Origin of the sequence: Corynebacterium sp. Z-1, from assembly GCF_031844665.1 — a bacterium.
Taxonomy (GTDB): Bacteria; Actinomycetota; Actinomycetes; order Mycobacteriales; family Mycobacteriaceae; genus Corynebacterium; species Corynebacterium sanguinis.
Genome location: NZ_CP134621.1, coordinates 915,160 through 936,968, shown reverse-complemented (window position 1 = coordinate 936,968; position 21,809 = coordinate 915,160). Strand labels below are relative to the sequence as shown.

The following is a 21,809-nucleotide window of genomic DNA, read 5'->3' as shown; positions in this document are numbered from 1 at the left end:
CCATCCTAGACTTGAAGCTTGTGTCGCACCTGCATGTCATCCTTGATAACCCGGTTATCCCGCCCAATACGGGCAACGCGATACGCATGTGCGCCGGCACCGGGGCAACCCTGCACCTCGTCGAGCCGCTCGGCTTCGACCTCAGCGAAAAACACCTGCGCCGCGCAGGGCTGGACTACCACGACCTCGCGGACGTGCAGATTCACCCCTCTTTGGACGCATGCTTATCGACGCTCCCAGCCTCACGCGTCTTCGCATTCACCACCGACGCCACCACGCACTTCCACACCGTTGCCTACCGCGACTCCGACGCGCTACTGTTCGGCACCGAGCCGACCGGGCTGCCGCCGGAGCATTCTCACCACCCGCGGGTGACGCGGCGTCTGCGTATCCCCATGCTGCCCGGCCGGCGGTCGATGAACCTGTCGAACTCCGCGGCCGTGGCCACGTACGAGGCGTGGCGGCAGCTCGGGTATGCGGGCGGGGTGTGACGTTTGGGCGTTCTGGCTGCTGTTCTCGGCCCTTCTGGGCGTCTGCGCAGTTTGGACTGCGCAATTCGAGATCTCAAGGCTGCAAAGTCCCAGGTCGCGTTGGGCGGGTTTGCCTAAATTGCGCAGTCCACATTGCGCAGTCGGTCGCCGCGCGGCTGTGGCCGGGTACGAGGCGTGGCGGCGGCTCGGGTACGCCGGTGACGTGTGACGCAGGGGGCTGGCTGCTGTTCTCGGCCCTTCTGGGCGTCTGCGTAGTTTGGGCTGCGCAATTCGAGATCTCAAGGCTGCAAAGTCCCAGGTCGCGTTGGGCGGGTTTGCCTAAATTGCGCAGTCCACATTGCGCAGTCAGGCACCGCGCGGGGGTCGCCACCAACGAGGCGTGGCACCAGCTCGGGTACGCCGGCGGTGTGAGACGCCCAGGCACCGCGCGACCACACCGCCGCCGCCCCCAGAAACAACGGCCACCAACGCCTACACCCTGCCCAGCGCCTGCATTTGCTCGGCGCGGCCGAGGGGCCCGTCGAGGTCGTGGAGAATCGTGCTGGTCAGGCCGGCCCCGTCAGGCCCCCACACGTTTGTTGCCTCCAACCCGTTCCACTGCCCCACCGGGTAGCGGTACAGGTGAACGGTCAGGTCAACGTTGGGGAACGCCCACTCGGTGGGGCTGTGGTGGACGGCGATGCCGTTGGCGATGTCGATGCGGCTGAAGAACTCCGCGAGCGGGATGCGTTCGTCGGTGTCGACCATGGTGGTCTCGGAAGTAAACCACGAGAAGAACGTGCCCTCCGGCAGGCCGGTGACCTTGCGCCCCATGAGTTGGCGGATGAACCCGCCTTCCCACACGGTGGAAAACTGCTGGTCCTCGCAGTCCTCAGGGACGGGGTAGGTCTGCTGGGTTGGGGTTTCCACGTCGCGCGTGTCAAGCGCGTCGATGTACCAGATCCGCGCGATAATCGCAGCCCGCCCGGCCAGGGATACTGTCACCTCAACGAGCTCGATCTTGCGCCCGGGCCGAATTGTTTCTACTGCAACGTTGGCTTCCTCCAGCGGCAGGCGACCGAGGATATCGTAGGAAACGCGCACGAGCCGCTTGGTGTCGTCGGGGTCACGGGAGAGCTGGGCGACGTGCACGATGAGCCCCGCGAGGCTGGAGAAGTGGTAGTCCTGCGCCGACCAGGCTCCTTCGCAGTGGGTGGTCGGCGCGAACGTCGTGTCGCCGGTGCGTCGGAAGTATGACTCTGGCATGGTGTTCTCCTTTTCTATCGTGCGCTGACGTCGCCCATCCGGTTGGCCACGGGCGCGAGCAGCGCGGGCCGCGCCGCCACCCACGCCGCGGCCATGACGGCGAGCGAGAGCAGAAAGACGATGAGCCCGGTGACGTCGCCTGCGTATTCGGTCGGGTCGGCGGAGCCGCGGGCTGCGTACATGTGGTTGAGGTTGCGCAGCGCCCCGGTTGCGAAGACCAGCAGGACGTGCACGATGATGAAGCCGACGAAGTAGATCATCACCGGGAAGTGGATGGCGCGCGCAACGGGCGCCGGGTAGGCCTTCGACGCGGCCGTCCACGCCTCATTCCAGAACCCGCTCATGCGCACCCCGGAGATGATCGCCAGGGGCGCGGCGATGAACACGGTGATGAAGTACGCCAGAAGCTGCAGCGCGTTGTAGTGCACCCACCCGTTCTCGGTCGGCCAGTTCAAGGTCAGGTACTGCAGCCCCGCGGACAGCGCGTTGGGGAAGACGTCGAGGCTGGTGGGCACGATGCGCTTCCACTGCCCTGTCGTAAACAGCAGGATGTAGAAGAGCGCCCCGCACGCCACCCACACCACGTCGAGGGCTTGGTGGAACCACAGAGTGAGGCTGATTTTCTTGCCCCCGCCGCGCGGGGTCCAGTAGGCCTGCGGTCTGGTTTCCTGCCGCACGGTGATGCCGGTGCGGATGATCAGCACCATCAAAAACGCGTTGAAGAAGTGCAGCGCGTTGAGCCACACCGGGAACCCGATGGGCGCGTCGGCGGGCTGGCTCGGGTGGCCGTTGTAGCGCTCGATGAAGGCCGCTCCCCACTCGGTCATCGTGATGTAGCGCGCGCTCATCACGGTCATCGCGGCCAGCACCACCAGCCCAGCCGCGGCGAGGAGGATCCGCCCGAGCTTTCGCTTCTCGACGCCCTCCCCACCACGCTCACTCTCAACGACCACAGGCGCAGGCTCAGGCGCAGCAACCGGCACCGGCACAGGCTCCGGCTCGACATGCGCGACCGGCGGCCACGGCTGACCGCCCTTGACCCGCGGCAAACCCTGGCGCATGCCGGCGGGCTGGGAGACGACTAACGGTGCAGGCGAAGGCACAGGTTCAGGCGCCACCACCCCGGCGATGTCGGCCGGGGGCCACGGCTCGCCGCCTTTGACTCGGGGCAAACCCCGTCGCAGTGCTGTGGGCATGGGCTCCTACTTTCGCTTCTGGAGGGCGTCGATAAGCTGCGGCACGACCTCGAACACGTCGCCGACGATGCCGAAGTCGGCGATCTGGAAGATGGGCGAGTCGGCGTCCTGGTTGATGGCCACGATCGTGTCGGCGGTTTGCATGCCCGCGAGGTGCTGGATCGCGCCGGAGATGCCCAGTGCGATGTAGAGCTGCGGGGAGACGACCACACCGGTTTGGCCGACCTGGTGGGCGGCTGGCACGTAGCCCGCGTCCACAGCGGCGCGCGAGGCGCCCACGGCAGCGCCGAGGGTATCGGCGAGCCCGCCGACGATGCGCTCGAACTCCTCCGCGGAGCCCAGCGCGCGGCCTCCGGAGACCACCCGCGGCGCGCTGCGCAGGTCGGGGCGCGTGCCGTCGGCGCTCGCGGCCTCAACCCCCGTCACCGTCGCGGCGCGCGCCCCCGAGGCCGTGACCTCGAGCGTTTCCACGCCAGGGGTGGTGGGTTCGGCGCGGTGGTCCACGGCGCCGAGGCGCACGGTGACCACGGGCGCGTCGTGGGTCGGCGCCGCCACGGCCTGGTACGTCCCGCCGAACGCGGAGTGGTCGGTGACGAGCCCGAGCTCGTCTCGGCGCAGGGCCGTGGCGTCGACGTTGAGGGCACGGCGCAGGCGCACCGCGAGGCGCGCGGCGACATCGCGGCCCGCAATCGAGTGGGCGCACACGATCGCGGCGGGTGCAACGTGCGCTTCGGCGGCGACGGCGGCGTCGACAAGCGGGACGGTGAGCGTGGTGGCGTCGATATGCGCGGCGAGCACGCGGCTCGCCCCGAGGCTGCCGAGCTGCTCAGACAGCGCCTCGACCGCTTCGTCCGCGCCGATGCCGACGAGCGCGACAGGCTCACCGACGAGACTGGCCGCCCCGATCAGCTCCGCGGCCGAGGGCGCGATCGTGCCGTCGCTGCCGCGGTCGACCACGACGAGAATTGCAAGCTGGTCCATGGTGGTCTCCTTAGATCAGGCGGTTGGCCGCGAGGTAGTCGGCGAGCTGCTCGGCGGCGGTGCCGTCGTCGGTGATGACAGTGCCGGCCTCACGCGGCGGGCGCTGCGCGACCTCGAGCAGGATCGATTTGGCCCAGGAGAAGTCCTCCGGGTTAATGCCGAGGTCGGCGAGGGCGAGCTTGTCCACCGGCTTCTTCTTCGCCGCCATCAACCCCTTGAAGTTGGGGTAGCGCGGCGCGGGGAAGGCCTCCGTGATCGAGACCACCGCCGGGAGCTGCGCGCTCAGCGTCATCTGGCCGTCGTCGGTGGTGCGGGTGGCGGTGATCTCGCCGCCGCTGACGGCCATCTCGGTGAGGTTGGTCAGGTGCGGGAAGCCCACTAGCTCGGCGACCATGGTCGGCACCACTCCCGCGTTGCCGTCGGTGGAGTAGTTGCCGGCGACGACGAGGTCGAACTCCTCGCGCGCAAGCACCGCCGCGATCGCCTCCGCCGTCTGCCCGAGGTCGGCGCCGGCGAGCGCGTCGTCGCTGACCATCACCGCCGCGTCAGCGCCCATCGCGAGGCCGCGGCGCACATTGCTTTCCGACGCCTCCGGGCCGACGCTGACCAGGTGAACGCTCGACTCCCCGGCGGCCTCGGCCAGCACCAGCGCGGCCTCGACGGCGCGCTCGGCAATTTCGTCGAGCACGGTATCGCCGGAGCGTTCGGTCAGCCCGGTTTCCAGGTCAAGGGCGCGCTCCCCGTAGGTGTCGGGGACGTCTTTGACCAGCACTGCTATGCGCATCGGATTCTCCTCGTTGGTGTCTTAAATCTCTAGGTTGTCGTCCACGACGTACGCCGCCTCTGTGGAGCGATCGATGTCGGCGACGCTGACGCCCGGCGCGAGCGCCCGCAGCACCAGGTGATCGCCGTCGACGTCGAAGATGCCCAGGTTGGTAATAATCCGGTCGACCACCGCCGCGCCCGTCAGCGGCAGGGTGCACTGCCGCAGCAGCTTCGGCGCGCCGGCGCGGGTGACGTGGTCGGTGAGCACGATGACCCGGGGCGTGCCTGCGACTAGATCCATCGCCCCGCCCATGCCCTTGACCATCTTGCCCGGCACCATCCAGTTGGCCAGGTCACCGTTCTGGGCGACCTCCATCGCCCCGAGGATCGCGACCTTGACCTTGCCGCCGCGGATCATAGCGAAGCTGGTCGCCGAGTCGAACACCGCCGCGCCCTGGCGCAGGGTGACCGTCTGCTTGCCCGCGTTGATCAGGTCCGCGTCCTCCTCCCCCTCATAGGGGAACGGGCCCATGCCCAAGATGCCGTTTTCGCTTTGCAGGATCACGTCCACGCCTTCTGGCAGGTTGTTGGCCACCAGCGTGGGGATCCCGATGCCCAAATTCACGTAGTCACCGTCGCGCAGCTCGGCGGCGGCGCGGGCCGCCATGTCGTCGCGGGTCCATCCGATATCCATCTAGCTCTCCTTTTCCGCTGGCTTGGGCCGCACGGTGCGCTGCTCAATCGGCTTGTCGCCTGTGCCCACCTCGACGATGTGGTCGACGTGGACGCCCGGGGTCATCACCGCGTCCGGGTCGATGGAGCCGAGCGGGCCAAGCGTTTCCACCTCTGCGATGGTGACCACCCCGGACTCGGCGCACAGCGGGTTGAAGTTGCGCGCGGTACGCCGGTAGACCAGGTTTCCTCCCACGTCGCCGGCGAAAGCGTGGACAAGGCCAACATCGGCGACGATTCCGCGCTCAAGCACGTACTCGCGGCCGTCGAAAAGCGCCGTGGGCTTGCCGTCGGCGATCTCGGTGCCGACCCCGGTGGCCGTGTAGAACGCGGGGATCCCCGCGCCCCCGGCGCGCAACCGCTCGGCGAGCGTGCCCTGCGGGGTGAACTCCACCTCTAGCTCTCCGGCGAGGTAGGCCCTGGCGAACTCCTTGTTCTCCCCGACGTAGCTTGCCACGACCTTCTTCACCTGCGAGTTTTCCAGCAGGATGCCCAGGCCCTCGCCGTCGACGCCCATGTTGTTGGACACGATGGTGAGGTTTGCGCGACCCACGCGCGCCAGCGAGCGGATCAGCTCAAAGGGGTTGCCGCTGAGCCCGAAGCCGCCGACGGCGACGATCATCCCGTCGCGCACGGTGTGAGCGATCAGCTCGTCGAGCTCGTTAAGGGCGAGCTGTTTGTTCAGCGCCACGTCCTACACCCACCCCAAAACGCGCGGGGCCATCTCGCGCAACTCGATCTTGCGCACCTTGCCGCTGACCGTCATGGGGTACGAGGTCACGGTGTGCACGTAACGCGGCACCTTGTGGCGCGACAGCTTGCCCTCGGCGAACTCGGCGATGTCCTCGGCAGTTATCGGGTCCGCACCGTCGCGCAGGATGATCCACGCCATGGTTTCCTCGCCGTACTTCTCGTCCGGCACGCCGATGACCTGGGCGTCGACGATGTCCGGGTGGGTGAAGAGGAACTCCTCGATCTCGCGGGGGTAGATGTTCTCCCCGCCGCGGATCACCATGTCCTTGAGCCGGCCCGTCACCGAGAGGTAGCCCTGCTCGTCGAAGGTGCCCAGGTCACCGGTGCGCATCCAGCCGTCCTCGGTGATCGCCTCCGCGGTCTTTTCCTCGTGCTCCCAGTAGCCCTTCATCACCGAGTAGCCGCGGACCCAGATTTCGCCCTGCGTGCCGACGCCCACCGGAGCGTCAGAAGAGGCGTCGACAAGCTTGCACTCGAGGTGCGGCTGGATCAGCCCGACGGTGTTGACGCGCTTGTCCTCGGGCGAATCCGCGCGCGTTTGGAACGACACCGGCGAGGTTTCCGTCATGCCGTAGCAGATGGTCACCTCCGTCATGCCGAACTTGGTCATCACGTCGCGCATCGTCTTCGACGGACACGACGTGCCCGCCATCACGCCGGTGCGCAGGCTGTCGAGTTTGTAGGGGCTGCCGAACTCGTCGTGGTCGTGGGCCTCTTCGAGCTCCTGGATGAACATCGTCGGCACGCCGTACAGCGAGGTGGCCTTGCTTACCTGCGCCGCCTTGAGCGTCTCGCGGGCCTTGAACGACGGCGAGGGGATGATCACCGTCGCGCCGTGCGAGAACGCCCCGATGGTGCCCATCACCATGCCGAAGCAGTGGAAGAACGGCACCGGCACCACGACGCGGTCCTCGTGGGTGATGTTTTGGTGCTCGGCCACGAAGAAGCCGTTGTTGAGGATGTTCTTGTGGGTCAGCGTCGCGCCCTTGGGAAAGCCCGTCGTGCCGGAGGTGAACTGGATGTTGATCGCGTCGTCGGCGTCCAGCTCGCTGGTGTGGGCGCTTAAGTCGTTGATCTCGCCGTGCATCGCGTCGAACCAGTCCGCGGAGCCGAAGTAGATCACGTGCTCGACGTTGACTCCCCGCTGCTTGCGGGCCTCGTTGAGCATGGAGCGGTAGTCGGAGTCCTTGAACCGGGGCGCGGCGAAGACGACCTTGGTACCGGACTTCTCCAGCACGTAGTTCAGTTCGGACTGGCGGTACGCCGGGTTGATGTTGACTAGGATCAGGCCGACGAGGTGGCAGGCCCACTGCACGATGATCCACTCCCAGCGGTTGGTCGACCAGATCGCCACCCGGTCGCCTTTGCGCAGGCCATGGCGGATGAACGCCGAGGCGAGTCGCAGCACGCGGTTGTAGAAGCGCTCGTAGGTAAAGGACACGTCTGCGTAGACGTCGACAATGCAGTCGCGCTGCGGGTGCCTCTCGACGACCTCGCGCAGCATCTGCCCCAGCGTCTGGGTCAGAAGTGGCGGCGCGCCCTGCTCGATGGTTTGCCCGCGCACCCAGGACAGCTTGCGGCCGTTCTCGTCGACGGCGATGGAGCCCCACGCGGTGGTTTCAAACGTCGGGGTGGAAGTCTCAGTGGTCATGATCAGTTGGCCTTTCCTTTACTAGCGGCGCGGCGAGCGATCGACTGCGCCTGGCGAAACAGCGGCTCATCAACCATGCGGCCCTCGAAAGCGAAGGCCCCGCGGTTGTTTTCGGCCTCGGCGAGCAGGCGCCGCGCCCACTCGGCCTCGTCGTCGCTGGGGCGGTACTCCTGCCGAATCACGGCGACTTGCGAGGGGTGGATGCACACCGTCGCCGCGTAACCCAGCGCGGCGGCATCGGCGGCTTCTGCGCGCAACCCCTCGAGGTCACCGATGTTGACGTAGACGGAATCGAGCGCGGCCTTGCCGTTCGCGGCCGCCGCGAGCTGCACCCACGCCCGCGCCGCGCGGGGCACGTCGCGGTAGGTGCCGTCGCCGTGGCGTGACGACGACCCACCCAACCCCGCGGTTAAGTCTTCCGCGCCCCAGAACATCGCGACCACGCCTTCGTGCGCGGCGATCTCGTCGGCGCGCAGCACGCCGCGCGGGGTTTCGATCAGGGCGATGACCTGCGCGTCGGGGAGGGCGTCGACAAGCGTGCTCACGTCGCTGGCGCTTTCGACCTTGGGCAGCATCACCTGGCGGTAAGCGGTGGCGGAAACGGCGGCAACGTCCTCGGCGAAGTGCTCCGAATCGCTCGGGTTGACTCGCACGATTGCGCGCGCCGGGTCGAGTCCGCTGGCGGCGATGTTCTCGCGCGCGGCCTGTTTGTTCTCCGGGCGGCAGCCGTCCTCGAGGTCGAGGATGACCATGTCAGCGCGCTCAAGCGCGGTGGCGAAGCGATCCGCGCGGTCCGCGGGGGTAAACAGCAGTGCCGGGCCCGCCGGCAGCCAACCGGTGCTCATCGGCTCTCCTCCCCTGGTTTTGTTGCTGCGGGGTCGCACTGCACCAGCGTGGAGCGAACGGCCTTGCACACCACGTCGCCGTGCTGGTTGCGTCCGATGTGCTCGAGGTGCACGATCCCCTGGCCCGGACGCGAGGCGGACAGGCGCTTGCCGGTGCACACCGTTTCCGCGTACAGGGTGTCGCCGTGGAACATCGGATTGGGGAAGGAGACCTCGCTAAAACCCAGGTTGGCCACGATCGTGCCCAAAGTGAGCTGGGAGACCGACAATCCGACCACCGTCGACAGCGTCCACATCGAGTTGACCAGCCGCTGGCCCCCGAAACCCGGCTGCTGCGACGCCCAGTGGGCATCGAGGTGCAGCGGCTGGGTGTTCATGGTCAGGGTGGTAAACGTCACGTCGTCGGTCTCGGTCACGGTGCGCCCCGGGCGGTGCAGGTAGCGCACGCCCTCTTCGTACTGCTCGAACCACAGCCCTCGCTGCTCGACGGTTCGCGGTGCCGTTGTCATCGCCGCACCCGCCCTTAGAGCCCGAGCCCGCGGGCGATGAGCATCAGCTGGACCTCGCTGGTGCCCTCGCCGATTTCGAGGATCTTCGAATCGCGGTAGTGGCGCGCCACGCGGTACTCGTTCATAAACCCGTAGCCGCCGTGGATCTGGGTGGCGTCTCGGGCGTTGTCCATCGCCGCCTCGGAGGCGACGAGCTTTGCTATCGACGCTTCCTTACGGAAGTCTTGGCCGGCGACCATCTTCGCGGCCGCGTCCATCCAGGCGAGACGGGCGGTGTGCGCGCGGGCTTCCATCCGCGCGATGGTGAAGGAAATCGCCTGGAACTCGGAGATCTTGCGCCCCATGGACGTGCGCTCCTGGGCGTACTTGATGCTCTCGTCCACACACCCCTGGGCCGCGCCCACCGACAGCGCGGCGATGGCCACGCGGCCCTCGCCCAGGATGGACAGGAAATTGGCGTAGCCGCGGCCGCGCTCCCCGAGCAGGTTGGACTGCGGCACGCGCGCGTTGCTGAAGGTCAGCGGGTGGGTATCAGACGCGTTCCACCCGACCTTGTCGTAGGCCGGTTCGGCGGTAAAACCGGGGGTATCCGTGGGCACGATGATGGTGGAGATTTCTTTCTTGCCGTCGTCCTTTTGGCCGGTCACGGCGGTGACGGTGACAAACTTGGTGATGTCGGTGCCGGAGTTGGTGATGAACTGCTTGGAGCCGTTGATGACAAAGTCCGAGCCCTCCTCGGTGGCGGTGGTGCGCGTCGCGCCCGCGTCCGAACCGGCCCCGGCCTCCGTCAGGCCGAAACCGGCGAGAGCGCTGCCGGAGGCGAGCTCCGGCAGGTAGGCCTGCTTCTGCTCCTCGGTGCCGAAGCGCAGGATGGGCATTTCGCCCAGGCTCACGGCGGCCTCGAGGGTGATCGCCACGGACTGGTCTACGCGCCCGAGCTCCTCGAGGGCCAGGCCGAGCAGCAGGTAGTCGCCGCCCATCCCGCCGTACTCCTCGGGGATCGGCAGGCCGAACAGGCCCATCTCCCCCATCTGGGCGACAACCTCGTAGGGGAAGCTGTGCTCCTTGTCGTGCTTGTAGGAAACGGGGTCGACGACCTCGTTGGCGAACTCGCGCACGATGCTGCGAAGCTCGCTGTACTCCTCGGGCAGGTGGGAAATGTTGATCTCGCTCATGGTGGTGTCCTTTGCTGTTTACTGTTCGGGGTCGTGGTCAGGGGTGATGGTCGCCAGCACCTGGCCACCGGGGACTTGCTCGCCGACCTGGCAGGAAAACGCCACGGTGCCGGCGACTTCGGCGCGCAAAACGTGCTCCATCTTCATCGCCTCGACGGCGAGCACGGCGTCGCCCGGTTCCACGCGCGCGCCCTCTGCAACCGAGTGGACGATGACGGTGCCCGGCATCGGCGAGACCAGCGTGGTGCCCGAGCCGGCCTCTTTCTGCGCTGCCGATCGCACCGCGTCGCGCTTGCTCAGCAGCCAGGTCCCACCCGGGGTGCTGACCAGCACGTCCGAGCCCTCGACGCTGGTGTGCACGTCGCGCCGCGCCGCGATGCGCTCGGGCTCGCGGCCCTCGACCTCGGTGACCCACACGCCTGGTTCGGCTGGGTCCTCGACGACGGAGACGAGGTGTTCGCCGAGCTCGTCGGCGAGCCTGACTTTGTAGGGGTAGCTCGCACCCAGGCGCCACCCGTCGGCGGTGGCCCAGGCGGCGCGGCGCTCGCTAAGGCGGGTGGAAGAGCGCAGCTCAAGCGCCGCGAAGCCGAGCACCTCCGTGGGCGTTTCGCTGGGCTCGTACGCGCCGGCCACCCGATCCAGCAGCCCGGTGTCCAGGTCGCCGGAGCGGACCTCGTCGATGCTGAGCAGGTAGCGGTTGAAGTCGGTGTTGACGCCGACGCCGGTGATAACCAGGTTGGACAGGGCGGCGTCGAGACGCTCGATTGCCTGTGCGCGGTCTGCGCCGTGGGCGATGACCTTCATCAGCATCGGGTCGTAGAGCGAGGTGACCTCCGCGCCGTCGCTCACGCCCGAATCCACGCGCACTCGCTCACCATGCGGCTCGATCACCCGCGAGATCACCCCGCCGGTGGGCAAAAACCCGTTCGCCGGGTCCTCGGCGTAGATGCGCGCTTCGATCGCGTGGCCGTTGAGCTGCACGTCGTCTTGGGTCAGCGGCAGCGCCTCGCCGCGGGCCACCGCGAGCTGCAGCGCGACGAGGTCGAGCCCGGTGATCTCCTCGGTCACGGGGTGCTCGACCTGCAGCCGCGTGTTCATTTCCATGAAGTAGAAGTCGCCCGGGCGTGCGGCGGGGACGATGAACTCCACGGTGCCCGCGCCGACGTAGTTGACCGCTCGGGCGGCGTCGCAGGCGGCTTGGCCGATCCGGGCGCGGGTGGGGGCGTCGAGAAGCGGGCTGGGCGCTTCCTCGATGACTTTTTGGTGGCGGCGCTGCAGCGAGCACTCGCGCTCGGCGAGGTGGATGACGTTGCCGTGCGTGTCGGCGAGGATTTGCACCTCGATGTGGCGCGGGGTGTCCACGAAGTGCTCGACGAACAGGGTGTCGTCGCCGAACGCGCCTTTTGCTTCTCGACGCGCCCTTGTCAGCGCCTCGGCCATCTCCTCGATGCGCTCCACGCGGTGCATGCCCTTGCCGCCGCCACCGGCGGAGGGCTTGATCAGGACGGGAAAGCCGATGCCCGGGGCGGCGTCGAGAAGCTCGGCGTCGCTTAGGCCCGGTCGCGAGATCCCCGGCACTGTGGGCACGCCTCGCTTTTCGACGGCCGCACGCGCCGAGATCTTGTCACCCATGATCTCGATGGCGGACGCCGGCGGGCCGATGAAGACGATGCCGGCGTCCTCGCACGCCTTGGCAAATTCGGCGTTTTCCGACAGGAAGCCGTAGCCGGGGTGGATGGCCTGCGCCCCGCTGCGCGCAGCGGCGTCGAGGATCTTCTCCGCCACGAGGTAGGACTCGCGCGCCGGGGCGGCGCCGATGGGCACCGCGACGTCGGCCTCGCGCACGTGGCGGGCGTCGGCGTCCGCGTCGGAGTACACGGCCACCGAGCGCACGCCGGCGGCGCGCAGGGTTCGGATGATGCGGCAGGCGATCTCGCCGCGGTTGGCCACCAAAACGGTGTCGATGTGGGTTGCGTTCATGGTCGTTGTCTCCTACATCCGGAAGACGCCGTAGCCGGCGTGGTCAAGCGGGGCGTTCGCCGCGGCGTCGAGGGCGAGGCCCAGGACGCGCCGGGTGTCGGCCGGGTCGATGACTCCGTCGTCCCACAGACGAGCGGAGGAGTAGTAGGGGTGGGATTCGCGCTCGAACTGCTCGCGGATGGGAGCCTCGAAGTCCTCCTGCTCCTGCGCGCTCCACTGCCCGCCGGAGCGCTCGATCTGGTTGCGGCGCACCGTGGACATGGTCATCGCGGCCTGCGGCCCGCCCATCACGGAGATCCGCGCGTTGGGCCACATCCACAGAAAACGCGGGGAGTAGGCGCGCCCGCACATGGAGTAGTTGCCCGCGCCGAACGCGCCGCCGATGACCACGGTGAACTTGGGCACGCGCGTGGTGGCCACGGCGTTGACCATCTTCGCGCCGTGCTTGGCAATGCCGCCGGCCTCGTACTCGCGCCCCACCATGAACCCGGTGGTGTTTTGCAGAAACACGAGCGGGATGGCGCGCTGGTCGCACAGCTCGATAAAGTGGGCACCCTTTTGGGCGGATTCGGCGAACAGGATGCCGTTATTGGCGACGATCCCGACCTGGTGGCCGTAGATGCGCGCGAACGCGGTGACCAAGGTGGTGCCGTACTCGGATTTGAACTCGTCGTACTGGCCCCCGTCGACGATGATCTCGATGGCGTCGCGCACGTCGTAGGGGTCGCGGCTGCCGACCGGGACGACGTCGTAAAGCTCGTCCTGCGAGCGCGTGGGCTCGACGGGCTCGATCACGTCCCAGGCGGCGTGCTTATCGCGCGGCAGCGTGGCGACGATCCGACGCACCCGCGCCAGCGCGTCCGCGTCGTCGAGCGCCAGGTGGTCGGTGACGCCGGAGACGGAGGAGTGCAGGTCGCCGCCGCCCAGCTCCTCGGGTGTGACCTCCTCGCCCGTCGCGGCTTTGACCAGCGGCGGGCCGGCCAGGAAGATGGTGCCCTGGTTTTTCACGATGACGTTTTCGTCCGCCATGGCCGGCACGTAGGCGCCGCCGGCGGTGCATGAGCCCATCACCGCGGAGATTTGCGGGATGCCGCGCTTGGACATGTTGGCCATGTTGTAGAAGATGCGCCCGAAGTGGTCGCGGTCGGGGAAGACCTCGGCCTGGTTGAGCAGCATTGCTCCCCCGGAGTCGACGAGGTAGATGCACGGCAGGTGATTGTCGGCGGCGATTTCCTGGGCGCGCAGGTGCTTCTTCACCGTCATCGGGTAGTAGGTGCCGCCGGAGACGGTGGCGTCGTTGGCCACGACGAGGCAGGTGCGGCCCTCGACAAGGCCGATGCCCGCGATCACTCCGGCAGCCGCGACCTTGCCGCCGTACATGTCGTGGGCGGCCAGCGGCGCGACCTCAAGAAACGGCGAGCCCGGGTCGAGGAGTTGGTCGATGCGCTCGCGCGGCAGGATTTTGCCGCGGGAGGTGTGCCGCTCGCGCGCGGAGTCGGATCCGCCGCGCGCGGTCTCGCCCAGGATGCGCTTCAGGTCGCGGACGAGGCCGAGGTGCTGCTCGCGGTTGCTGTGTGGAGTGGTCAAGGGTTGTCCCCCCTTTGTAAAGGGTCGTGGGTGTCAGGCAGAACTTCAGTTAATCGCGATTAACTTTGTTTTGCTTAACAATCTAACCCTTCACAGTGTGCGCCACAACACATTTCGCCAAACTTTTTGTTTTCCCTAAGAAAACAGCGCGCTCATCGCCATCCGGTACGCGTGCTCGCGCACCACCTCGGGCCCCGCGCGCTTGATCACGTACCTGATCGAGTTGATCATCCCGGCCACGAGCTGCACCCTCATCCGCGCCACGCTCGCGCCAAGGGTCGGCTCCGCCCGCTCCAACACCTCGGTCCACATCGCCAGGTACTCGCGCTGCTTGGCGCGCACCAGCTCCTGGCTCGACGGGTCGAGGTTTTTCAGCTCCCTCTCCTGCACGCTGACCACGTTGGGCTCGGTCACGCCGATGGTGACGTGGAACGCCACCAGCTCCCCCATCACCTCGCGGGCGCTTGCTTCTCGACGCCCTCCGGCATCAATAATCTCCCTCGCCCCCGCCATAAGCCGGTCGGAGATCTCGTCGAGAATCTCCGCCAAAAGCGCGTCCTTGCTCTCGACGTAGCGGTACATCCCCGGGCCGGAGATGCCTACGGCGGCACCGACGTCAGCGAGCCTGGTCTGGTGAAACCCCTTGCGCGCCATGATGTCCGCCGCCGCCGCGAGTAGCTCCCGGCGCTTCTTCGCCTTCTCGCGCTGGCGTTGGGTGCCCGTCTGATTGTTCTGCGTCACACCCCAACTCTATCGACGCCGCGCCCACCGGAGGCAGAGCGCGTGCGCGCAGCGTATCGACGACCCACCGCGCGTCCTCGATGTCCAGATCACGCACCGTGGCGCTCACCGGCCCCGGCACCAGATCGAGGCGCACGTGCGCGAGGCCCAGCACCCACTGCAGCGGGCCCTGAGTGGAGGTGAGCTCCTGGATGTGGGGCACCTCCACCACCGAGTAGCGCCGCGAGAGCCTGCCCGAGGTCACCACCGCGGTGCCGTCGCGAAGCAGCAGCGACTGGCGACGCCAATCCACCGGCGAGACCCAGCGCGCCCGGCGCGGGGTGCGCACGTGCGCATCCGCGCTGGCGGGGTCGATCTCGCCCAACTCACCGACCTGAAGTGGGCTCAGCGCGCGCACCACCGCGAGCGCCTCGTCGAGCGTGCCCACGGGCAGAAGGGTCAGCGTCCCGCCGTCGCCGGAGGTTTTGTAGCCTGCGACGTTGACCTTGACCTCCCACCAGCCCAGTGGCCGCCACAGCGGGGGCTGGGTGAGCGAGACCGCGTGGATGCGGTCCAGGGGCACGGCCTGGCGGCGTCGATTAGCAAGGCCAAAGGTGACGTTGACCACCTCGTCGCCGCGCACGGCCTGGAAGCGCCAAGACTGATCGATCATCCGCCACAGCGACGGGAGGACGCCGATGATAACCGGGATTGCCGCCGCGGGGCTGAGGTTGGTGGCCAATGGGAGCGCCGTGAACGCGGCGGCGACAAGCGTGCTCACCCGCAGCAGCGTTCCGATGAGCGAGCGGTGAATCGGCACCGGCGCGACCAGGAAGTCTTGCGCGTCCGCGGCCGTGTCCACCTCTGCCCCCTCGCGGGCGACGGCGCGCATGATCTCGGCGCGGACCCGCTCGGCCTCGTCCTTGGGCAGGTAGGCGATCTCGATCGCGGAGTCGCCGCCGCCGGCTGCCTCGACGCGCACGGCGGCGAGGCCGAAGATCCGCGCGGCGAGCGGCTCGACCACGTCGACGGCCTGGATCCTGTCGAAGCGGGCCGTGCGCACGTGCGTGGTAAACACGCCGCGCTTGAGCCCGAGTTCCTCCTCCCCGATGCCGTAGCCCATCCGCGACCACCACAGCTGAGACACGGCGAACAGCACCGCGACTCCGACGACGAAGATCCCGACCCCGCGCAGGATGTCGAACGCGGCGAAGTGCTCCGAGCTCACCCACGTGTACAAGGGCTCGAGGAAACTGACCGCTGCGATCACTACCAGGGCGAACAGCACACCCCAGGCGCGCAGCAGGGGTGTGATCCGGTGTACCTTCCTGTCCATTACAGCCCGCTCATGCGCTCGCGGGCCTTGGCGGCCAGCCGGTCGCGCAGCGCGTCGGCGACGTCGGCCTCGATGCCGGGAAGCGACGACACCGAGGTCGTTGACGCGGTGTTGACCTCGAGATCTTTCAGCCCCACCGCGCGCGCAATCGGCCCCGAGGTGACGTCGACGAACTGGATGCGCCCGTAGGGCACGACCGTCATGGAACGCCACAGCCTGCCCTTGGCCAGGATCAGTTCGTCGTCGGTTTCCAACCACCCCATTGCGCGCACCCGCAGCGGGATGAGAACGGCATTGACGACCGCCAGCACGACGACGACCCCGAGCCCGATGAACCACCACTGGCTCCACCGCAGCGCGGCGAAGGTAAACGCCGCGCCGAAAATGAGGGACCACGTGAGCAGGCCCACGTACGAGGGGATTGCCAGCCGCGGTGACACTCGGTTCATCTCTTCGACGCTTCGTGGCAGGGGGTGGCTGGTCATGGTGTTCATAGTACTAATGGAAGTCACGGGCCCCCCGGTTGAGGTAATCGCCCAGCTCAAGGGGCTCGAACTTGTCGGCCACCAGGTTGACCGCGCCGGTGGCGTTTTGCACGATGCCGCGCACGATCAGCGACTTCGCGGTCCTGGCCAGCACAAGCTGGCGCTCCCACAGCCCCACCGGGACGATGACGTTGATCAACCCGGTTTCATCCTCCATGCCCAAAAACGTCACGCCCTTCGCGGTCTTCGGCCGCTGCCGGTGCGTGATCACCCCGGCGACGCGCACCCGCGAGCCGTCCTCGACGCGGCGCAGGTCATCGGCGGTGAGGATGCCACGCTCTCGCAGGCCCGCGCGCAGAAGCTCCACGGGTTGCTTGTCGTGGGTCACACCTGTGGCCGAAACGTCCGCCGCCATCAGCTCGAAGGCGTTCATGCCCGGCAGCGCAGGCGCCTCGATGGCGCTGAGGCCCGGCAGCATGCCCTCACGCTCGGTCGCGGCCACGCCCGCCTGCCACAGTGCCTGCCTGCGGTCCACGCCGAAGCAGTCCAGCGCACCCGCGCGCGCCAGCGCCTCTACGTGCTCGACCGACAGGTCGGCGCGGCGCGACAGGTCCGGGATGTCGCGAAACGGCTGGGCCGCCTCGATGCGGTCGGCCGCCTGGTCGCCGAGGCCCTTGATCAGGTTCAGCCCGACGCGGATGGTGCGGTTGTCTAGGCAGCGCGCCTCGCGGCCCGAGTCGTTGACGCTGACGGGCAGCACGTCGATACCGTGGCGGCGCGCGTCTTGGATCAGCGACTGCGGCGAGTAGAACCCCATCGGCTGGGCGCGCAGCAACCCGACGCAAAACTGCGCCGGGTAGTAGCACTTGAACCACGCGGAGAAGAACACCAGCGAGGCGAAGGACTGAGAGTGCGACTCGGGGAACCCGTAGGCGGCGAACGCGACGATTTTGGCCCAGAGCGTCTCCGCCACGTCGTGAGCAATGCGGTTGGTGGCCCAGCAGCCGTCGAAGAAGCGGGCTTTGAGCTGCGCCATCCTCTCCGGCGAGCGCTTCGAGCCCATCGCGCGGCGCAGCGCGTCGGCTTCGCGGCCGGAAAACCCCGCGGCGTCGACGGCGATCTGCATGAGCTGCTCTTGGAACAGGGGCACGCCCAGGGTCTTGCCCAGCGACTTTTCTAACACGGGGTGGTCGTAGACGATGGCTTCTTTGCCGTCGCGACGCCGCAGGTAGGGGTGCACGGACCCGCCCTGGATGGGGCCGGGGCGGATCAGCGCGACCTCGACGACGAGGTCGAAAAAGCAGCGCGGTTTCAGCCTCGGCAGCGTGGAAAGCTGCGCGCGCGATTCCACCTGGAACACGCCGACGGCGTCGGCGCGGCACAGCATCTCGTACACGCGGGAGTCCGCGACGTCGAGCTCCCACAGGTTGATCTCGCGCCCGGCGGTGTCGCGCACCAGGTCGATCATGTGGTGCAGCGCTTCGAGCATGCCCAGGCCCAGCAGGTCGAACTTGACCAGCCCGGCCGAGGCGCAGTCGTCCTTGTCCCACTGCACCACCGAGCGGTTTTCCATCCGCGCCCACTCCACCGGCACCACGTCGGCGATCGGGCGGTCGCAGATAACCATGCCACCGGAGTGGATGCCTAAGTGCCGGGGCTGGCCTTTGAGCTCCGCCGCAAGCTTTTCGACGCCCTCCGGTGGCCGCGAGATCCCCTTCGACCAGGAATCCGCCGCGCCCTGCGCGTACCCCAGGGCGCGGGCGGCGTCGCGGATCGCGCCCTTGGTGCGGTAGGTGATCACGTTTGCCACCTGCGCCGCGTTGTCGCGCCCGTAGCGCTCGTAGGCGTACTGGATCACTTCTTCACGACGCCCCGACTCAATATCAATGTCAATATCCGGCGGGCCGTCCCTATCCGGCGACAAGAAGCGCTCGAACAAAAGCCCCGCGCTGATCGGCTCGGCGTTGGTGATGCCGAGCGCAAAACACACCGCCGAGTTCGCCGCCGAACCCCTGCCCTGGCACAGGATGTTTTCCCGGCGGCAAAAGTCCACCAGGTCGTGGACGATGAGGAAGTAGCCGGGGAAGTTCAGCTCCTCGATCACGCCGAGCTCGTAGTCGATCTGCGCCATCGCGCGCCGGCGGATGTCCTCCGGGCGTGTCGCGTAGCGCAGCTGCGCACCCGCGATGGTGATCTGGCGCAGCCAGCTCATCTCATCAAAGCCCGCCGGCGTGGGGTAGCGCGGCAGCTCAGGGGCAACGAGGTTGAGAGTAAACGCGCACTGCGCGGAGATGGCCAGCGCCGTGTCAATCTTGTCCTGCGCGCCCGGCAGCATCGCCTGGAGCTGCTCGGCGGAGCGCAGCCAGTTCGCCCCCATGGGGTGCAGGTGCGCGTGGGCGTCGCCCAGGCAGTCGCGCCGCGCCAGGGCGCGTTTCGCTGCGGCCAGGCGGGCGTCGTCACGCGTGGCGGCGGCCGGCACGGCGCTGACAATCGCGGGGACGTGCGGGTAGTCATCGAGCGCGCGGTGGTGGTCGGCGTCCTCCGGAGTCATCGACACCTCGTACTCGCGCACCACCGCCCCGGGGCCAAACAGTTCGATCAGGTAATCGATCTGCGGGGCCCACTGCCAACCCGCCAGCACGATGCACGTGCCCGCCAGCTCATGGGCGATAAGCTCCAGCGGCGGGTAGGCGACCTCGTCTTTTTCCCGGGTGATCATGCGGGCCGCGGCAATGAGGCGGGACAGGCGGCGATACCCCTCCGGGCCCCGCGCCAGCACAGGCAGAACACGGTCACCCAGGCTCAGCTCCGCACCGAACACCGTGGCCACCCCTTCGCGCGCCGCGGCCTCGGCGAACTTCACTGCCCCGTAAAAACCGTCCCTGTCCAGCAGCGCGAGCGTGGTGATGCCCAGGCGCTTGGCGTGGCGGACCATCTCTTCCGGCTCGCTCGCCCCGCCAAGGAAGCTATACGATGACACCGCGTGCAGCTCGGCGAACGGCGCGTGGCTGGCTTCGGGGCGGTTGGTGGGGGCGTCGACAAGCGGGCGAGTGTGGTTAACGGGCACAGGCATGGGGCCGGGGCGGCCGGAGAGAATACGCTCCAGCCGCGACCACGACAGGGCCTCGCCGCCATGAAACATCATGGGAGTAGATAATAGCGGTTTTAGAACATGCTTTCTACTCGGCGGAACCCCTCCGCCTAAAACCGGGCACCTAAGGATGCCCCTCTTCCGCCGAAACTCGAAAGCAAGTTGCCTGCGTCCGAGTTTCCGTGGAAGGGCGGGTGGAGCCGAAGTTCCCACTTTGTGCAAGCGCCCCACTCCGACACGCTTTCCCCGATTCGCTGTCCACCCGAACCCGGCAGCTACCTCACAATCACAACGTCGAGCCGGCGCGGCCCGTGGACCCCTTCGACGCGCTGCAGTTCGATGTCGGAGGTGGCGGACGGCCCGGAAATCATCGTCACCGGCCCGCGCGTTCCCACCTCGCGCACCCGCTCCCACGCCTCGGGGAAGAGCTCGACGATGGTGTCGGAAAACACCAGGCAGATGTGGTGGTCGGGGATGAGCGAGAGTTCGCGGCGCCCTTCGTCGTCACGCCCGGTGAGGAAGATGGTGCCGGTTTCCGCGCACGACACCGTCGACGAGGTGACCACGCACGACGCCTCCAAGGGGTCGCGCACCTCATCTACCGGCGTCAGCCACGCGCGGTCCACGCCGCTCGGTGCAATCACGGGCCCAGAGACCAGCTCCCCCACAACCCGGCCGACATCGGAGACACCGCCCGCGACGTGCACGGCGGCCTTGTAGTCAACCAGGCGGTCAATGAGCATGTCGAGGGTTTCGTTTGCTGTGAGCGTCGAAACGCGGCGGTACTCGCGGGGCACGGCTGGGGCCTGCGGGTTGTCCGCCAGCGCGGAGCGCAGCCTCGCCAGGATATCGGATTTGGCGCTCATCGGTTCTCCTTAAACCAGTGACGGAAGGCCTTTTTCGGCGGCGCGGGGATGACACGCTCCTTCGTCCACCCGCCGAAGAGGCCGGGCAGCCACGAGATGCGGAACCGCGCGAGCGGCAGGACGCGTTCGGCGAGCGACATGAGCCGCCCGGAGCTCATCGTCACCGACGCACCCTTCATCGCCGCGGTCATCTGTGCTGGCTGGCTCGTCTTTTCCACGGCCTCGGCGCGCAGGTGCACCAAGATGTCGGGGATGTTGATCTTGACGGGGCAGACGTCGTAACACGCGCCGCACAGCGTCGAGGCGAACGGCAGGGTCGCGTTGGCCTCGGATTCAATGCCGGTGAGCTGCGGGGAGAGGATTGCCCCGATCGGCCCCGGGTAGGTCGAGCCGTAGGCGTGGCCGCCGACGTGCTCGAACACGGGGCAGACGTTCAGGCAGGCGGAGCAGCGGATGCAATGCAGCGCAGAGCGGCCCTGCGGGTCCGACAGCACCGCGGAGCGGCCGTTATCCAGCAGCACGAGGTGGACGTTGCGCGGCCCGTCGCCGGTGTGCACCCCTGTCCACAGCGAGGTGTACGGGTTCATCCGCTCGCCTGTCGACGAGCGCGGCAGCAGCTGCAGGTACACCTCCAGGTCGGCGAAGGTGGGCACAAGCTTTTCAATGCCCATCACTGTGATCAGGGTCTCCGGCATGGTCACGCACATGCGCCCGTTGCCCTCGGATTCCACCACCGCCAGGGTGCCGGTTTCCGCGACCCCGAAGTTCGCCCCGGAAATCGCCACCTTGGCGCCAAGGAACTTCTCGCGCAGGTACGTGCGCGCGGCCTCCGCCAGCACCGCCGGCTCGTCGCTAAGCGGGCCGCCCATATACTCGCTGAAGATCTCGCGGATCTCGCGCCGGTTGCGGTGGATAGCTGGCACGAGGATGTGCGAGGGTTTATCGCCCCCGAGCTGCACGATCAGCTCCGCCAGGTCTGTCTCCACCGCGCAGATGCCCGCCGCCTCGAGGTGCTCGTTGAGCCCGATTTCTTGGGTGGCCATGGACTTGACCTTGAGCACTTCGCTCTCACCCGTTTCTCGCACGAGCTTTTCGACGATCGCGTTCGCCTCACCCGCGTCCCGCGCCCAGTGCACGACTCCGCCCCGCGCGGTGAACTCGCGCTCGAATTGTTCCAGCAGCTCCGGCAGGTTCGCCATCACGTTTTCCTTGATCGCGGACCCAGCGCTGCGCAGCTCCTCCCAATCGGGCAGCTCGCCCACGACCTCGGCCCGCTTCGCGCGAATCGCGTGCGTGGCGTGCCGAATGTTCTCCCGCATCTGCGTGTTGCCCAGCTGCACCCTCGCGGCGCTCGGGAACGGCACGTCGAGGTTGATGTTGCCTCGCCCGTAGGCCGGCATT

The 21,809-nt window shown here is 67.8% G+C and carries 19 protein-coding genes; 1 reads left to right on the top strand and 18 read right to left on the bottom strand.

What is annotated here, in order from left to right; all coding sequences use genetic code 11:
• Positions 1–20 precede the first annotated feature (20 nt).
• Positions 21–491: a tRNA (cytidine(34)-2'-O)-methyltransferase gene (locus RIU96_RS04645; protein WP_136650863.1), complete on the top strand. Its 471-nt coding sequence runs from the start codon at positions 21–23 to the stop codon at positions 489–491.
• Between the two features lie 471 nt (positions 492–962).
• On the opposite strand, the gene RIU96_RS04640 is transcribed toward RIU96_RS04645, so the two are convergent.
• The 18 genes from RIU96_RS04640 to RIU96_RS04555 form a co-directional block, all read right to left on the bottom strand.
• Positions 963–1,736 (bottom strand): thioesterase family protein, encoded by a 774-nt coding sequence (locus RIU96_RS04640; RefSeq protein WP_136650862.1) that lies wholly within the window; start codon positions 1,734–1,736, stop codon positions 963–965.
• A gap of 14 nt (positions 1,737–1,750) precedes the next feature.
• On the bottom strand, positions 1,751–2,932 hold the full coding sequence (locus tag RIU96_RS04635) for a cytochrome b/b6 domain-containing protein (RefSeq protein WP_186366466.1): 1,182 nt from the start codon (positions 2,930–2,932) through the stop codon (positions 1,751–1,753).
• Positions 2,933–2,938: 6 nt separating this feature from the next.
• A complete protein-coding gene (locus RIU96_RS04630; protein WP_136650861.1) occupies positions 2,939–3,913 on the bottom strand; it encodes an electron transfer flavoprotein subunit alpha/FixB family protein in 975 nt (324 codons plus the stop codon).
• 10 nt (positions 3,914–3,923) lie between these two features.
• Positions 3,924–4,697, bottom strand: coding sequence for an electron transfer flavoprotein subunit beta/FixA family protein (locus RIU96_RS04625; protein WP_136650860.1), 774 nt, complete (start codon positions 4,695–4,697; stop codon positions 3,924–3,926).
• A gap of 21 nt (positions 4,698–4,718) precedes the next feature.
• Entirely contained in the window at positions 4,719–5,366 is a 648-nt protein-coding gene (locus RIU96_RS04620) for a 3-oxoacid CoA-transferase subunit B (RefSeq protein ID WP_186366088.1), read from the bottom strand.
• Between the two features lie 6 nt (positions 5,367–5,372).
• Positions 5,373–6,095, bottom strand: a complete 723-nt coding sequence (locus tag RIU96_RS04615; protein ID WP_301717234.1) for a CoA transferase subunit A — start codon at positions 6,093–6,095, stop codon at positions 5,373–5,375.
• A 9-nt stretch (positions 6,096–6,104) separates the two neighbouring features.
• Positions 6,105–7,814 (bottom strand): AMP-binding protein, encoded by a 1,710-nt coding sequence (locus RIU96_RS04610; RefSeq protein WP_259792556.1) that lies wholly within the window; start codon positions 7,812–7,814, stop codon positions 6,105–6,107.
• A 2-nt stretch (positions 7,815–7,816) separates the two neighbouring features.
• Positions 7,817–8,659, bottom strand: coding sequence for an HpcH/HpaI aldolase/citrate lyase family protein (locus RIU96_RS04605; RefSeq protein ID WP_259792559.1), 843 nt, complete (start codon positions 8,657–8,659; stop codon positions 7,817–7,819).
• Positions 8,656–9,168: a MaoC family dehydratase gene (locus RIU96_RS04600; RefSeq protein WP_136650856.1), complete on the bottom strand. Its 513-nt coding sequence runs from the start codon at positions 9,166–9,168 to the stop codon at positions 8,656–8,658. The genes RIU96_RS04605 and RIU96_RS04600 overlap by 4 nt, the downstream gene beginning before the upstream one ends.
• A 14-nt stretch (positions 9,169–9,182) precedes the next feature.
• A complete protein-coding gene (locus RIU96_RS04595; RefSeq protein WP_259792562.1) occupies positions 9,183–10,343 on the bottom strand; it encodes an acyl-CoA dehydrogenase family protein in 1,161 nt (386 codons plus the stop codon).
• An 18-nt stretch (positions 10,344–10,361) separates the two neighbouring features.
• The gene (locus RIU96_RS04590) at positions 10,362–12,323 is read right to left on the bottom strand and encodes an ATP-binding protein (protein WP_259883961.1); all 1,962 of its coding nucleotides are present in this window, start codon (positions 12,321–12,323) and stop codon (positions 10,362–10,364) included.
• A 12-nt stretch (positions 12,324–12,335) separates the two neighbouring features.
• On the bottom strand, positions 12,336–13,910 hold the full coding sequence (locus RIU96_RS04585) for a carboxyl transferase domain-containing protein (protein WP_144779168.1): 1,575 nt from the start codon (positions 13,908–13,910) through the stop codon (positions 12,336–12,338).
• A 135-nt stretch (positions 13,911–14,045) separates the two neighbouring features.
• Positions 14,046–14,564: a TetR/AcrR family transcriptional regulator gene (locus RIU96_RS04580; RefSeq protein WP_259787770.1), complete on the bottom strand. Its 519-nt coding sequence runs from the start codon at positions 14,562–14,564 to the stop codon at positions 14,046–14,048.
• Positions 14,527–15,966 (bottom strand): PH domain-containing protein, encoded by a 1,440-nt coding sequence (locus tag RIU96_RS04575; RefSeq protein ID WP_311205146.1) that lies wholly within the window; start codon positions 15,964–15,966, stop codon positions 14,527–14,529. The genes RIU96_RS04580 and RIU96_RS04575 overlap by 38 nt, the downstream gene beginning before the upstream one ends.
• Positions 15,966–16,451, bottom strand: coding sequence for a PH domain-containing protein (locus RIU96_RS04570; RefSeq protein ID WP_259807144.1), 486 nt, complete (start codon positions 16,449–16,451; stop codon positions 15,966–15,968). The genes RIU96_RS04575 and RIU96_RS04570 overlap by 1 nt, the downstream gene beginning before the upstream one ends.
• Before the next feature lie 13 nt (positions 16,452–16,464).
• Complete coding sequence (locus RIU96_RS04565) at positions 16,465–19,596, bottom strand: error-prone DNA polymerase (protein WP_311205145.1); 3,132 nt, start codon at positions 19,594–19,596, stop codon at positions 16,465–16,467.
• Positions 19,597–19,817: 221 nt separating this feature from the next.
• Positions 19,818–20,408 carry a LutC/YkgG family protein gene (locus tag RIU96_RS04560; protein ID WP_136650849.1) on the bottom strand — a complete coding sequence of 197 codons (591 nt, stop codon included), beginning with the start codon at positions 20,406–20,408 and terminating at the stop codon, positions 19,818–19,820.
• Positions 20,405–21,808, bottom strand: a complete 1,404-nt coding sequence (locus tag RIU96_RS04555) for a LutB/LldF family L-lactate oxidation iron-sulfur protein (RefSeq protein ID WP_144689081.1) — start codon at positions 21,806–21,808, stop codon at positions 20,405–20,407. The genes RIU96_RS04560 and RIU96_RS04555 overlap by 4 nt, the downstream gene beginning before the upstream one ends.
• Position 21,809 lies beyond the last annotated feature (1 nt).

Excerpts from the sequence above, each read along its gene's own strand:
- RIU96_RS04640 (WP_136650862.1), bottom strand. The coding sequence starts at position 1,736 with ATGCCAGAGTCATACTTCCGACGCACCGGCGACACGACGTTCGCGCCG.
- RIU96_RS04635 (WP_186366466.1), bottom strand. The coding sequence starts at position 2,932 with ATGCCCACAGCACTGCGACGGGGTTTGCCCCGAGTCAAAGGCGGCGAG.
- RIU96_RS04630 (WP_136650861.1), bottom strand. The coding sequence starts at position 3,913 with ATGGACCAGCTTGCAATTCTCGTCGTGGTCGACCGCGGCAGCGACGGC.
- RIU96_RS04625 (WP_136650860.1), bottom strand. The coding sequence starts at position 4,697 with ATGCGCATAGCAGTGCTGGTCAAAGACGTCCCCGACACCTACGGGGAG.
- RIU96_RS04610 (WP_259792556.1), bottom strand. The coding sequence starts at position 7,814 with ATGACCACTGAGACTTCCACCCCGACGTTTGAAACCACCGCGTGGGGC.
- RIU96_RS04605 (WP_259792559.1), bottom strand. The coding sequence starts at position 8,659 with ATGAGCACCGGTTGGCTGCCGGCGGGCCCGGCACTGCTGTTTACCCCC.
- RIU96_RS04600 (WP_136650856.1), bottom strand. The coding sequence starts at position 9,168 with ATGACAACGGCACCGCGAACCGTCGAGCAGCGAGGGCTGTGGTTCGAG.
- RIU96_RS04595 (WP_259792562.1), bottom strand. The coding sequence starts at position 10,343 with ATGAGCGAGATCAACATTTCCCACCTGCCCGAGGAGTACAGCGAGCTT.
- RIU96_RS04590 (WP_259883961.1), bottom strand. The coding sequence starts at position 12,323 with ATGAACGCAACCCACATCGACACCGTTTTGGTGGCCAACCGCGGCGAG.
- RIU96_RS04580 (WP_259787770.1), bottom strand. The coding sequence starts at position 14,564 with ATGGCGCGCAAGGGGTTTCACCAGACCAGGCTCGCTGACGTCGGTGCC.
- RIU96_RS04575 (WP_311205146.1), bottom strand. The coding sequence starts at position 15,966 with ATGGACAGGAAGGTACACCGGATCACACCCCTGCTGCGCGCCTGGGGT.
- RIU96_RS04570 (WP_259807144.1), bottom strand. The coding sequence starts at position 16,451 with ATGACCAGCCACCCCCTGCCACGAAGCGTCGAAGAGATGAACCGAGTG.
- RIU96_RS04565 (WP_311205145.1), bottom strand. The coding sequence starts at position 19,596 with ATGATGTTTCATGGCGGCGAGGCCCTGTCGTGGTCGCGGCTGGAGCGT.
- RIU96_RS04560 (WP_136650849.1), bottom strand. The coding sequence starts at position 20,408 with ATGAGCGCCAAATCCGATATCCTGGCGAGGCTGCGCTCCGCGCTGGCG.
- RIU96_RS04555 (WP_144689081.1), bottom strand. The coding sequence starts at position 21,808 with ATGCCGGCCTACGGGCGAGGCAACATCAACCTCGACGTGCCGTTCCCG.